Origin of the sequence: Bacillus sp. lyk4-R2A-2 (assembly GCF_030209735.1) — a bacterium.
Lineage (GTDB): Bacteria > Bacillota > Bacilli > Bacillales > Bacillaceae > Bacillus > Bacillus pumilus.
Genome location: NZ_JARVRK010000005.1, coordinates 566,197 through 579,708, shown reverse-complemented (window position 1 = coordinate 579,708; position 13,512 = coordinate 566,197). Strand labels below are relative to the sequence as shown.

The window sequence follows — 13,512 nt, the reverse complement described above, 5'->3', positions numbered from 1 at the left end:
ATTTTTTGATCAGATAAAATGATTTTTTTCCAGGTTTCATCTTGAGACAAGCTATGCTATATTCCTTACAAATATGCATAAGGAAAGAAAAAGCCTGAGGACATCCTCAGACTGTTTTGGTTAAGTATTCAATGTGTTCAAAGAAATTCGGGTATGAGACGCGTACAGCATCTGTATCTTCAATCTCAACCGCTTGCTTTGTGATGCAAGCAGCAATCCCCAGCATCATACCGATTCGGTGATCTCCGTAGCTTGACACGGCTGCGCCGCCTTGAAGTGTGGTTTTACCATGAATCTTCATACCATCATCTGTTGCTTCAATATCAGCACCGAGTTTTTTAAGTTCTGACACGACTGTATCAATTCGATTGGTCTCTTTTACTTTTAACTCAGCAGCATCTTTAATGATCGTTGTTCCCTCTGCTTGTGTCGCTAGAAGCGCTATAATTGGAATCTCGTCGATAAGTCTTGAAATCATATCACCAGAAATTTCGATGCCTTTTAATGAAGAGGTAGAGATCGTTAAATCTCCATATGGCTCTCCGCCTTTTGCATCTACTTCATTGATCTCAAGATTCGCACCCATTTGTTTCAGAACATCAATAATACCCGTTCTTGTTTTGTTTAGCCCGACATTTTTTAAGACAATTCGGCTGTTAGGAACAATAGATCCAGCAACAAGGAAAAATGCAGCTGAGGAGATGTCTCCAGGAACAAATATATCTGTTGCTTTTAATGTTTGACCGCCTACAATGGAAACACTTTGTTCATCTTCGTCTAGTTTCACACCAAACATAGAGAGCATTCTTTCTGTATGATCTCTTGATTTATGCGGTTCAGTTAATGTTGTTGTTCCTTCTGCTTGAAGACCTGCTAAAAGGACAGCGGACTTAATTTGGGCGCTTGCCACCGGAGACTCATATGAGACACCTTTTAAATGGCCGCCACGAATAGAAAGCGGCGTATACTCGCCGTTTGCTCTGCCATCTATTTTCGCTCCTAGTTGTTTAAGTGGACCTGTTACTCGCTGCATTGGTCTTTTAGCAATACTCTCATCACCGATCAGTGTACTGTGAAACTCACAACCAGCTAATATTCCCATCATTAATCGAATGGTTGTACCAGAATTCCCGACATCGAGGACGTCAGACGGCTCCTTGAGCTCTTTCAGTCCCTTCCCACGGATCACAACATCTGTCCCTTTTTGTTCAATTTCAACGCCCATTTTTCTAAAACAATCAATCGTACTTAAACAATCGGCTCCAGGGAGAAAGTTTTTCACCACTGTCGTCCCATCAGCAATTGCACCAAACATCACTGATCTATGAGAAATGGATTTATCACCTGGAATATGAATGACTCCATTCATAGGAGCATGTTTATGAATTTTCATATTTGTCACCTCAGTCAGCATAAAATGTATCGTAATTCGCTCTATTTTTTATACAGATCTCTGCACGTTTACGGTCGTCTTCTGTTTGAAAACTAATGCGTAAAATCCCATTAATGTCTTCCCGCGTTTCAATAATACGGATATTCGTAATACTGATGCTCTCATTTGCTAAATGTCCTGTAATCTCCGAAATGACCCCAGGGTGATCTGGAACATCCACATAAAGGTCATAAAAAGCAGGAATGGCACCTTTTTTCCTCAGAGGAAGTCCATCACGATATTCCTTTGCCTCTTGAAAATAAGAGAACAAGCCTTCAGCGTCTTCTTGCTGTACAAAGGTCTCAATGCGATCGATCTCTTTTTTCCATTCATGGAACCGGTCTAAAATCTTGTTTTTGTTGTGCAGAAGGATATCTCGCCACATTGCAGGGTTGCTTGACGCAATACGTGTAATGTCACGAAAGCCTCCAGCAGCAAACCGTTTGACAAGTGGGAATTGTTCTTCAAAATGATGTGCTTGATGCACAAGGCTGGCTGCAACAATATGAGGGAAATGACTAATCACACTTGTTACACCATCATGTTCTTCTGGGGTCATCTCAATAAAATGAGCATTTGTACCTTTTAACAAGTCCTTCAAACGATCAACAGCCTCGCGGTTTGTTTCCTTTGCCGGCGTTAAAATGTAGAACGCATTTTCAAATAAAAAGTCTTTCGCTGCTATAACACCTGACTTGTGAGAGCCTGCCATTGGATGTCCACCAATAAATTGATAGTGCTTAGGAAGCGTTTTTTCAGCAAAATGGACAACCTTTTGCTTTGTGCTGCCAACATCGGTAATTGTGAGCTCTCTCTCAATTCCAGAGTTTGCAATATCACGAAGCATATTAACTGTTTGCTGAACTGGTGTTGCCAAAATAATAGTCGCAGATTCAGCCAAACCTGCCGCAAATGAATCAGCTGCTAAATCAATGATACCCAGCTTTGTTGCTGCAACCATTTGTTCTTTGGACACATCGTATCCAACAATTTTTTTATGAGGATACTCTTTTTTAATCGACAGTGCGATGGAACCTCCAATTAAACCAAGTCCAGCGATTAATATTGTTTCATTTGCATCATTCATGTTCATCACCTGTTTTTTCGCGAAAATTAAAAAAGCCATTTCAACAGCTTATATGTATGAGGTTGGTACAATGAAAGCCATATCCTGTAAAAGGATATGACTTTATGGTTATGCTACGCTCGAATGCCTTGCATTAAATCAGCAAGTGTACTTAGAATTTCTGCATTTTGCTCCATTGTTCCGACCGTAATACGTAAAGACGTTGGAAAACCAAGTGCTTTACCAGAACGAACAATGTAGCCTTTTTTCAATAATGCATTGAATAATTCATCTGCATCTCTTTTAAAATCAATCAGCACGAAGTTTGTTTGAGACGGATAAATAAATAGTCCAAAACGGTCAGCAAATTCTTGATATTGCTTGAGACCTGCTTCATTTTTTTGTCTGCATGATTGAATGAAGTCCTGATCTTTTATCGCTGCACGAGCTGCTGCCTGAGCGATACGACTCGTATTAAACGGCTCTCTCGCTGGTTCAATCGCAGTAATCAACTCTTCTGATGCAATGCCATAGCCTACTCGAAGCGCGGCCAGTCCATACGCTTTAGAAAACGTACGGAGTACGATAACATTTTGATAGTTGTGTAATAAAGATAAGCTGTTCGGAAAGTCTTCCGCACGAACGTATTCGACATATGCTTCATCTAGTACTACAAGCACATGAGCTGGTACTTGATCTAAAAACGCCACAAGCTCAGATTCTGACAAATGATTTCCCGTCGGGTTATTCGGGTTGCATACCCAGACGACCTTCGTGTTCTCATCAATCGCATCCAGCATGCCCTTCAGATCGTGAGCTCCTCCGTCTAAAAGCGGCACCTCTCGAATCTCTGCCCGCTCAATGATCGCATTGTGACGATATTGCGGAAAAGACGGAGCTGGGATGACGGTATTTGTATGTTGGTCAAGGAATGCCCTAGCAATAATTTGCACAAGTTCATCTGAGCCATTCCCGAATATTAATTGTTTTTCATTTACTTGAAGAAACTCAGCGAGCTCTGTTCTTAAACTTGCGCTGTATCCATCTGGATAGATCGCTAAATGTTCAAGCTCAGCTTGTATCGCCTCTCTTGCATGAGCGGAACATCCAAAAGGGTTTTCATTTGAAGCCAATTTCACAATTTTGTCTAATTGATATTCTTTTTTGACCTCTTCAATTGGTTTCCCAGGTTGATACGGTTTTAGTTGTTTTAATTGATCTTTGATTTGCAAAAGTTTCACCTCATTTGAATGAATAGAGGGGACTAAATGTTTTTGCATAGGTTTCAAACTCTCTTAAAGCGTCTTGACGAGTATCACTTGCTAACAATTGATCCTGAAGTTCTTCAATTTTTTTTACAAGTGCACTGCCTACAACGACGCCGTCACTCAGTTTATTCATTGCGTCTACCTGCTCTCTTGTTGAGATACCAAAACCGACCGCAACCGGTATGTGACTCAGCTGTTTCACTTGTTGAATAAAATCAGTAATCGATTCGTCAAAGGTTTGTCTAACACCTGTTACACCAAGAGATGAAACACAATACACAAAACCTTCTGCCTGCTCTACTATATTTACTAATCGTTCCTTACTGGTTGGTGCAACGAGCGAAATATATGAAATGTCATATGTTTGACAGTTCTTTTGCAGCTCACTGCTTTCTTCAAAAGGCAAGTCGGGTGTTAAGAGTCCCGAAATATGATTTTTGCGCAGTAAAGCGAAAAAGTATTCTGTGTCTAATTGTAACACAGGATTATAATACGTAAATAGAATTACAGGAATTTTTACACCGTTTTTTTTCATCTTCCCTGCTAATTCTATCGCTTTTACGATATTCATGCCATGATTTAGAGCTCTTTTGGAGGCTCTTTGAATGACAGGACCGTCTGCTAGCGGATCGGAATAAGGAACACCTAGCTCAATCGCATGTGCACCGGCTGCTTGAAGGGACACAGCTAAATCGATCGTGATTTCTTCTGACGGATCCCCTGCTGTAATAAATGGGATGAATAATTTCTCGTCTTGCTCTAATCGAAATGTGATCATTTGGTTTTGCCCTCACTTTCAAGCACATTCATTAATGTATGCACATCCTTATCTCCTCTTCCTGATAGGCAGACAAGGATGATTTCATCTTCACTCATTGTCCTGCTCATCTCAAACGCCTTGGCTAAAGCGTGTGCTGATTCAATCGCTGGCAGGATTCCTTCCTTTTCTGTCAGCAGCTTTAGTGCATCCAGTGCTTCTTGATCTGTAGCACTCACATATTGAACGCGTCCGCTCGCATGTAAATATGCGTGCTCTGGTCCGATCCCGGGATAATCTAGACCAGCTGAAATGGAATAGGGCTCAATAATCTGGCCAAATTCGTCTTGGATTAAATAGGTCAAAGATCCATGAATGACCCCTTTTGTCCCCTTCGTAATGGTTGCTGCATGAAGCGGCGTATCGATTCCTTTTCCAGCCGCTTCTACACCAATCAAATCAATCTCATCATCCAAAAACGCTCGGTACATTCCAATAGCATTACTTCCGCCGCCGACACAAGCAATGACTTTATGAGGGAGCCTGCCTTCTTTTTTCAGCATCTGCTCTTTTGCTTCATCACCAATCATCCGCTGGAACTCACTGACGATTTTGGGATAGGGATGAGGTCCTACAACTGAACCGATCATATAGAAATGATCACTACAGTGCTGGACCCAGTAACGAATCGCTTCGTTCGTTGCATCTTTTAATGTGCCGTTTCCGCTTGTGACAGGTATGACTTCAGCGCCAAGGAGCTTCATTCGGAATACATTGAGAGATTGTCTCTCCACATCCTCTTTTCCCATAAATACCGTGCACGATAATCCAAACTTGGCGGCCACCGTTGCAGCTGCTACTCCGTGCTGTCCAGCGCCTGTTTCTGCGATGATGTTTGATTTCCCCATTTTTTTTGCAAGCAGTGCCTGACCAAGTGCATTGTTGATCTTATGAGCACCTGTATGGTTTAAATCTTCTCTTTTTAAATAGATTTTTGCGCCGCCGAGGTATGCAGATAATTGATCAGCATATGTCAGCGCAGTCGGTCTGCCTGAATAGTTTTGCAGTAGAGAAAGATATTCTTGCTTAAAGGCTGGGTCTTCTTTTAATTCGTTAAATGCTTGTTCGATTTCTTTGAGTGGCTGCATGAGCGTCTCGGGAACAAATTTCCCTCCGAATTCTCCATATCTGCCAAGCTCATTTGGATATGCGTACATCGTTTAACATCCTTTCTTCGAGCGCTTTGATCTTAGCGCTGCTTTTCTTCCCGTTTTCTTCTATGCCGCTTGAAAGATCAATCGCTTTTGGGCTATAGGCAAGAAGCTCTGGCAGTGTTTCTGGTGTTATTCCGCCGGCAATGATGCATGCTTTCTCCAGTCGTTTTGCTTGCTGAATGTATACAGGTACCGCTTCCCATGTAAAAGCTGTGCCAGAACCGCCTCTCATCCCTTTTACTTTCGCATCAATGAGAAAACCATCGACAAACGGCGCAAATGCCGTCATCTGATCAAGTGTTTCTTTTATATCGGGATCGTGATGAAAGACTTTCCACACTACCGCCCCTGTTTGTTGTTTTATTTCTTTTGCATCCTCTCTTGTTTCATCTCCATGTAGCTGCACGATATCTAAAGGAATATGCTTTGTGATGTCACACACTTTTTGGATTTTTTCATTTACAAATACACCAGTAATCTTTTTCCTGCACTGCGAATCGGTGAGCCATTGTTTCACTTGATCTGGATCGACTTGCCTTTTACTTGGAGCAAAAATAAATCCGATCGCATCTGCTTGAGATTGCGCAATGCATTCTACATCTTCTAGTGAGACCGCCCCGCAATATTTTAAAAAAGGCTTCATCGTGGTCATTCTCCAAATAACGTCTGAACGGCTTTTTCTTGTGAGGGTTCTCTCATTAATGATTCACCTACAAGGACAGCACTCGCTCCATGTTTTTTGACAAAGGTCAGATCATCAAATGTTTGAATACCGCTTTCACTTACTAGCAAGACATCCTTTGGAACAAGTGGTGCAATCTCTTTTGTTTGCTCAACTGTTGTTTTAAATGTCTTTAAATTTCGGTTATTCACGCCAATGATTTCGGGGGTGAATAGGTTTAAGATATGTTCCAGTGTATCTGCTGCATGAACTTCGACAAGAATATCTAGTCCTTTTTCCTTCGCTTCAGCATAGAATTCATGCAGCTGTTGCGGTTCAAGTACTTCCCCAATTAATAAAATGGCATCTGCACCGATACGTCTTGACTCTTCTATTTGTATGGAATCGATGATAAAGTCTTTTCTTAAAATTGGACGTGCGACGTGTTCTTTAATTAAGGAAAGATACTCGTTCTTCCCTTGAAAAAATGGTTCATCTGTTAAGACTGATAAGCAATCAGCATTCGATTTTTCGTAGGCTTTTGCTGTTTGCAGAGGATCAAAATTTGGCTGAATGATTCCTTTGGAAGGAGATGCCTTTTTCACCTCAGCAATCAGCCCAATCGAGCGGTGAGGGTTCATGAGTGCTTCTTTAAATGATCGTCTTTCAAAGTGTCCATCCACAGGTAACTGCAACGTTTGGATATGTTCTTTTTTGCGTGCAATGATTTGATTAAGCATAGATCTCTTCCTCTTTCGTTTTTTGTTTTAAACGAGCCAATTGTTCTTTGGCTGCTCCGTTTTTAATCGTTTCTAATGCTTTTAATGTTCCTGCCATGAGGCTTTCTGACTTGCCCGCGACATATAAAGCCGCCCCGGCATTCAGAGCTGTAATATGAAGCGGCGCCCCTCCTGTTTGATGATTCAATATATTCTGAATCAATTTCGCACTCTCTTCCGGTGATTGGACCTGAATATCTGATAAGTATCCTTTTTCCAGTCCAAAGTCTTCTGGGTTTAGCGTATATTCTGTCATGGCACCTTTTTTGAGTTCAATCACATATGAATTGGCTGTAATCGTTAGTTCATCCAGCCCGTCTTCCCCGCATACAAACAGGACATGCTCTGGCTCTAATGGGGCAAGGGCTTCTGCCATTAATTTTGCCTTTTCCTTTGCATACACACCGATGATTTGCTTTTTGGCTTGCATCGGGTGGCAAAGCGGTCCTAATAGATTAAATACCGTCCGGAAGCCAAGCTGCTTGCGGACTGCTGCTACTTGTTTCATAGATGAATGGTACAGTGGTGCAAATAAAAAGCCCATGTTTTTCTCTTGTATTTGCCTTCTTGTTTCTTCTGGAGTGGATTGAATGTGAATCCCAAGACACTCTAGCACGTCGGCACTTCCGCTTTTTGAAGAGACTGAACGATTTCCGTGTTTTGCGATTTTAGCACCAGCGGCGGAAGCTACAATAGCAGCTGCAGTTGATATATTAAATGTGGAGAGTCCATCGCCTCCTGTGCCGCATGTGTCAACGACATCAAGCGATCTTTCCGCTGGTTCTGCTTTTTGCCGCATGGCCCTCACGAAGCCTGTCATTTCTTCAGCTGTTTCTCCTCTATGCGCTAAAATCGATAGACTTGCAGCGACTTCAGCATCTGTTAAAGAGCCGCTCATCATATCATGCATTAGTCTATGTGCTTCATTTTCTGATAGGAAGCCTCCGTTAACAAGAGCTGATAGTCGCTGATTCATCCTGCACACTCTCCTTTTCTGAAAAAATATGTTCAGCAAGCTGAATGGCCCTCAGAAGCGCTCCTGCCTTGTTACATGTCTCTTCCCATTCATTTTCTGGCACAGAATCTGCGACAATGCCAGCACCTGCTTGTATGGAAGCGATCTGATTTTTGACGCTCATGGTACGAATGGTAATACAAGAATCGATATTACCGTCGAACCCAATATAGGCAATACAGCCGCCATACGTTTCCCTTGGCTCAGGCTCCATTTCATTTAATAATTGCATCGCTCTTATTTTCGGTGCCCCTGTTAATGTGCCTGCTGGAAATGCGGACATGAGTGCATCAACTGGGTGTGTATCCTGCTTTAGCTTCCCTGTCACAATGGAGATGATGTGCATGACATGTGAAAAGTTCACAACTTTTGTAAAGGTCGGTACGGACACGCTGCCGTATTCTGCTACGCGGCCGACATCATTTCTGGCTAGATCTACTAACATGTAATGTTCTGCTTTTTCTTTCTCATCTTCTAGCAGCTCTCTTGCCAGTGCGGCGTCCTCTTCTTTTGTTGCTCCTCTTTTTCTAGTGCCTGCAATAGGATGAATTTCTAGGTGCCTATTTTTGGCATGAATTAATCGTTCTGGTGAGCTTCCGACTAAATCACGGTCTTTTAATTTCATAAAATACATGTATGGAGATGGATTCACAATGCGAAGCACACGGTATAATTCAAATGAACTCACTGACACTGGGATATCAAAGCGCTGTGAGAGTACGCCTTGAAAAATATCACCCGCTCGAATGTATTCTTTGATTTTTTCTACGTCCTTTAGAAATTGTGTTTTTTCATAGGTTGATGTCACATGTTCAAAGGACGGTGATTCGTTCATATTCCCTGATAAAATCAGTTCTTTCATATCGACCTTTGTATGGAGCTTGTGAATCATCTGTTCAAGCCGCTTTTGATTTTCTTTGTAAGCTCGTATTTTTTCGTCTTCTGTTTCATTTCCGGTTAGCTGGGTGTATTGGATAAAATGAACATGATTCGTTTCATGATCAAAGGCAATCATCGTTTGGCAGACAAATAGAGTACAATTGTCTGTCGTTGGTGCGCTTAGATGCGGTCTGACAGATGGTTCAATGCTTGGAATAAGATCGTAACTTAAGTACCCAACTGCCCCGCCTGTAAACGGGATGTCAACGTCTGGTGTCTTGATTTGATATTGCTCTTTCATCCAGTCTAATAAGTCTTTCAGTTCTTGCTTTTTCATGACCTCTTGCCCTGCCGCGTCACGTGCAATATATTCGTTTTGATCATCATGTAAGGTTAAAAAAGGATGTAATCCGATGAAGGAATATCTCGACCAGCTAGAAGACTCATCTTTGCTTTCTAGTAGATACACAATATCTGCCTTGAGTTTTTCGACAATTTGAATCGGTGAGAGCGTATCAACTGTAATGGTTTCAACAATCGGGATCGTTTTGTGGGACTCGCTGTCCCTTAAAAATCGGGTCAAATTTGATTGGGAATTCATAAGCACACTCCTTAAATGGGATTAAGGAGAATGAGGGGACATATAGAGGGTTTGTATGAGTATACGAAATAAGCCTAAAAGAGGGGTGCTCTTTTAGGCAGTATGATGAAATAGACGTATCGTATCTCTGCTCAACTCTACTCATCTCAACTACCCTAGTCTCATTCTCATCTTCTCTAAACTTGCAATGCCGTTTACACCTGTGTGTAAACTTCGGCTGTTCATATCGTATTATAATTCCTTGTTTTTTGTCAACTGTAAATCAGGGCGAAGCGTCACAGCTTCTTCCAAGTACACATGCTGCACATCTTCCTGCTTTGTGTCTGTTTGGACCGTCATTAAAACGCGAATACAATGCTTTAGACCGCCATGAATGTCCAGCTCCTGCATACAAGTAACAGGCACATACGTCCACCCTTCAAACTGACGAAGGGCTTTTGCCGGAAAAACGGAGTGAATATCTTGTGTAGCTGAAATTAAGATCTGCACGACACGTTCTGGATCTACTTGATTTCTTGAAATAATCGCTTCTAGCAGCTGTTTCGTTTTGTTTAACACTTCTGTTTCTGTATCTTCTGTCACAGTTGTAGCCCCACGTATCCCGCGAAACATCATAGACATCCCTCCTCCCGTTTCCATTCTTCGAGCCATTGATGCAGATCATCTTTTGTGAAAGACTGCAAGACAGCATCTCCAACCTGTTTTAATAAAACAAATTGAACGGTTCCACCTCTTGCCTTTTTATCACCAATCATCCGGTCAACAAATGTTTTCGTGGAAATATCTTGAGTGACTTGTACCGGAAATCCGAGTTCTTTCATCCACTCTTTTAGTTTCGTACGATTGAGACTGAGTCCCAGCTTCTTTTCGCTCACATATAGCGCAAACTGCATGCCGATTGCAATAGCATCTCCGTGCGTAATAACGCCGTATCCATACTCTGCTTCAATGGCATGCCCAAGTGTATGACCTAAATTCAAAAATGCACGCACGCCTTGTTCTCTTTCGTCTTTTTGAACAATCGACGTTTTGACCTTAATCCCTTGATACAGTATATGTGCCAGCTCGCTCTTTGAACATTCCGCCAAAGAACGAATAGACATCAGCTCTGATAAAAAGTCTTCACTTGAAATGAGGGCATGTTTGATGACCTCAGCAAAGCCTGACCTCATTTCAGTTTGAGATAGTGTCTCAAGCATGCTTGTATCATAGATCACGGCTTTCGGCTGATGAAAGGCACCAATTAAATTTTTACCGAGCGGGTGGTTAATCCCCGTTTTCCCGCCAACTGCACTGTCATGTGCCAGTAGTGTCGTCGGAACTTGAATAAAATCAATGCCTCTCATATAACTAGCAGCAACAAAGCCAGCCAAATCGCCAATTACGCCGCCTCCAAGCGCAATGATGCACGAGGAGCGATCCAGCTGAAACTGAATGGCCTTCGTATGAATATGCTCAAACTCAGCAAAAGATTTCGACTGCTCTCCGCTTGGCACAACCACTTTATGCACAGACCACTTCTGCTTAAGTAATCGAACCATTTCATCACCGTAAATGGCATCAACCGCTGTATCTGTCACGATTAAGAGCTTCGTATAGGAATGCCCCGTGGAAGTCATCAAGTCGACGATATTGCGTTTAATCCCATCACCGATGTATACAGGATAAGTGGCTGAAGACGTCTTAACTTCCAGTGTTTTCATTAAAATTCCCTCTGAAGCTGGCGCATTTTGTCAACATTTTCTTTAATGCGGTCAATTTGATCAAGGCCAAACTGCTCCACTACAGCATTGGCGATTTCCCAAGCCACGACTGCTTCTGCGACAACACTTGCGGCAGGAACAGCACAGCTGTCAGAACGCTCAATGCTTGCAGAGAAAGGTTCTTTTGTTTCAATGTCAACGCTTTGAAGCGGTTTGTAAAGCGTTGGGATTGGTTTCATGACCCCTCTTACGACAATTGGCATACCAGTTGACATTCCGCCTTCAAGACCACCTAAGCGATTTGTTTTTCTCGTATAGCCCTTTTCTTCATCCCAGATGATTTCATCATGGACCTCACTACCATTTTTAGAAGCCGCCTCGAAGCCGATACCAAATTCGACCCCTTTAAAAGCATTGATACTCAGAACAGCACCTGCAAGCTTGCTGTCTAATTTGCGGTCATAGTGAACATAGCTTCCGACTCCAACCGGCATTCCTTCAACGATGACTTCCACAATTCCGCCAATTGAATCACCGTTTTTCTTCGCTTCATCAATGGCATCCATCATTTTTTGACCTGCTTCACTGTCGTAGCAGCGAACAGGTGACTCTTCCGTTACCTTTTGCAAATCTTCAATTGATTCATATGCCGTTTGAGCTGCTTTCACTCCGCCAATTTCAAGAACGTGGCCAGCTACCTTGATTCCTAAATGAGCCAAGATTTGTTTAGCGACTGCGCCTGCTGCTACGCGCACGGTTGTCTCACGGGCTGATGAACGCTCTAATACGTTTCGCATATCACGATGTCCATATTTAATCGCACCATTTAAATCCGCATGTCCTGGTCTAGGGCGTGAAATTTGACGCTTCATTTCACTCTCTTCTTCTTCTGTGATCGGCTCTGCCCCCATCACTTTTGTCCAATGCTTCCAGTCGTTGTTTTCAACGACAAGTGCAATAGGAGAACCTAATGTTTTCCCGTGACGAACACCACTTAACACTTTCGCTTGGTCTTTTTCAATCTGCATTCTTCTGCCGCGGCCGTGACCTTTTTGTCTTCTAGCCAATTCATAGTTGATGTCATCCTGCTCTATGTAAAGTCCCGCTGGAACGCCTTCAATAATTGTGGTCAATTGTGGACCATGTGATTCACCTGCTGTTAAGTATCTCATGACTTGATCTCCCTTCATCGCATTAACGCTTTTAAGTAAAACTATGATAACACACTTACTACTAAAAAGTCAGCTACAACCCCTTCTTTTGATAAAAGAAAGTATCAGCTGATGTGAGTCCAAACTTTTCTGGATGAAAAATTTGTTCAGTTGAACCAACAAATAATACGCCATTTGGTTTTAAACTGCTGCTCATTTTCCTGTAAATCTCTTCTTTTGCCTCTTCTGTAAAGTAGATAAGGACATTTCGGCACACGATAAGATCAAGCTGTTTTTCATAAGGATCTGCTAAAAGGTTGTGTTTTTTAAATTGAATGTGCTTTCGCACCTCATCCTTCACAGTGTAAAATGATGAATCTTCTTTTGTGAAATATTTTTGCTTGATTTGATCTGGTACCTCTTGCAGTGATCGTTCATGATATTTTCCTTTTTGAGCTGATTGCAGCACTTTATCATCAATATCAGTTGCAATAATTTGGAAGTCCTTCACAAGCGGATGGCTTGATAGCAGCATTGAGAGTGTATACGGCTCCTCTCCTGTCGAACATGCTGCACTCCATATTTTTAGGGTCCCGCTGTTTTTCAAAAGCAGCGGAAGAATTTTTTGATCAAGCACTTCCCAGCGTTGATAGTTTCGGTAAAATTCTGACACATTGATCGTCATTCGATCCATCGTCTCGTCTAATAGTGCTCTATCCTTTTCAAGGGCAGACGCGAACGCTTCAAAATCTCTATATCCTTTTTTATCATATAGTGACGTTAATCTTCGTTTCATTTGTGCTTCTTTATATAAATTCAGATCCACCCCGGTTAGCTTTTTCCATTTTCCGACAAACACTTGATATTGATCCATCAAAGTCCTCTCCTGTCTCATCTATCTTTGTCCTAGTATAGCTGTTTTTATCGAAAATTTGTATCTTCTCATGCGAAATTTCGTGTAGAAATATTCATATAAAAAAGCCAAG

The 13,512-nt window shown here is 42.0% G+C and carries 13 protein-coding genes; all 13 read right to left on the bottom strand.

Translation table 11 applies throughout. From position 1 onward, the window contains the following. Positions 1-106 precede the first annotated feature (106 nt). On the bottom strand, positions 107-1,393 hold the full coding sequence (gene aroA, locus QRN39_RS09905) for a 3-phosphoshikimate 1-carboxyvinyltransferase (protein ID WP_212045965.1): 1,287 nt from the start codon (positions 1,391-1,393) through the stop codon (positions 107-109). A gap of 10 nt (positions 1,394-1,403) precedes the next feature. Beyond that, entirely contained in the window at positions 1,404-2,519 is a 1,116-nt protein-coding gene (locus QRN39_RS09900) for a prephenate dehydrogenase (RefSeq protein WP_137055041.1), read from the bottom strand. Positions 2,520-2,632: 113 nt separating this feature from the next. Beyond that, a complete protein-coding gene (gene hisC / locus QRN39_RS09895; protein ID WP_003215818.1) occupies positions 2,633-3,730 on the bottom strand; it encodes a histidinol-phosphate transaminase in 1,098 nt (365 codons plus the stop codon). A 10-nt stretch (positions 3,731-3,740) separates the two neighbouring features. Then, complete coding sequence (gene trpA / locus QRN39_RS09890) at positions 3,741-4,544, bottom strand: tryptophan synthase subunit alpha (RefSeq protein WP_050943849.1); 804 nt, start codon at positions 4,542-4,544, stop codon at positions 3,741-3,743. After that, positions 4,541-5,740 carry a tryptophan synthase subunit beta gene (trpB, locus tag QRN39_RS09885; RefSeq protein ID WP_226803633.1) on the bottom strand — a complete coding sequence of 400 codons (1,200 nt, stop codon included), beginning with the start codon at positions 5,738-5,740 and terminating at the stop codon, positions 4,541-4,543. Before trpB ends, trpA begins: the two co-directional genes overlap by 4 nt. Next, positions 5,721-6,380 (bottom strand): phosphoribosylanthranilate isomerase, encoded by a 660-nt coding sequence (locus QRN39_RS09880; RefSeq protein ID WP_284907138.1) that lies wholly within the window; start codon positions 6,378-6,380, stop codon positions 5,721-5,723. Before QRN39_RS09880 ends, trpB begins: the two co-directional genes overlap by 20 nt. Before the next feature lie 5 nt (positions 6,381-6,385). After that, the gene (trpC, locus tag QRN39_RS09875; protein ID WP_050943846.1) at positions 6,386-7,138 is read right to left on the bottom strand and encodes an indole-3-glycerol phosphate synthase TrpC; all 753 of its coding nucleotides are present in this window, start codon (positions 7,136-7,138) and stop codon (positions 6,386-6,388) included. Then, on the bottom strand, positions 7,131-8,153 hold the full coding sequence (gene trpD, locus QRN39_RS09870) for an anthranilate phosphoribosyltransferase (protein ID WP_003215742.1): 1,023 nt from the start codon (positions 8,151-8,153) through the stop codon (positions 7,131-7,133). The genes trpC and trpD overlap by 8 nt, the downstream gene beginning before the upstream one ends. Beyond that, positions 8,125-9,672, bottom strand: a complete 1,548-nt coding sequence (gene trpE, locus QRN39_RS09865; RefSeq protein WP_137055037.1) for an anthranilate synthase component I — start codon at positions 9,670-9,672, stop codon at positions 8,125-8,127. The genes trpD and trpE overlap by 29 nt, the downstream gene beginning before the upstream one ends. A gap of 231 nt (positions 9,673-9,903) precedes the next feature. Next, positions 9,904-10,287 (bottom strand): chorismate mutase, encoded by a 384-nt coding sequence (gene aroH / locus QRN39_RS09860; RefSeq protein ID WP_144493435.1) that lies wholly within the window; start codon positions 10,285-10,287, stop codon positions 9,904-9,906. Beyond that, entirely contained in the window at positions 10,284-11,375 is a 1,092-nt protein-coding gene (gene aroB, locus QRN39_RS09855) for a 3-dehydroquinate synthase (protein ID WP_284907132.1), read from the bottom strand. The genes aroH and aroB overlap by 4 nt, the downstream gene beginning before the upstream one ends. Beyond that, on the bottom strand, positions 11,375-12,547 hold the full coding sequence (gene aroC / locus QRN39_RS09850) for a chorismate synthase (protein ID WP_050943842.1): 1,173 nt from the start codon (positions 12,545-12,547) through the stop codon (positions 11,375-11,377). The genes aroB and aroC overlap by 1 nt, the downstream gene beginning before the upstream one ends. 73 nt (positions 12,548-12,620) lie before the next feature. Continuing rightward, positions 12,621-13,400 (bottom strand): CheR family methyltransferase, encoded by a 780-nt coding sequence (locus tag QRN39_RS09845; protein WP_050943841.1) that lies wholly within the window; start codon positions 13,398-13,400, stop codon positions 12,621-12,623. Positions 13,401-13,512: the final 112 nt, after the last annotated feature.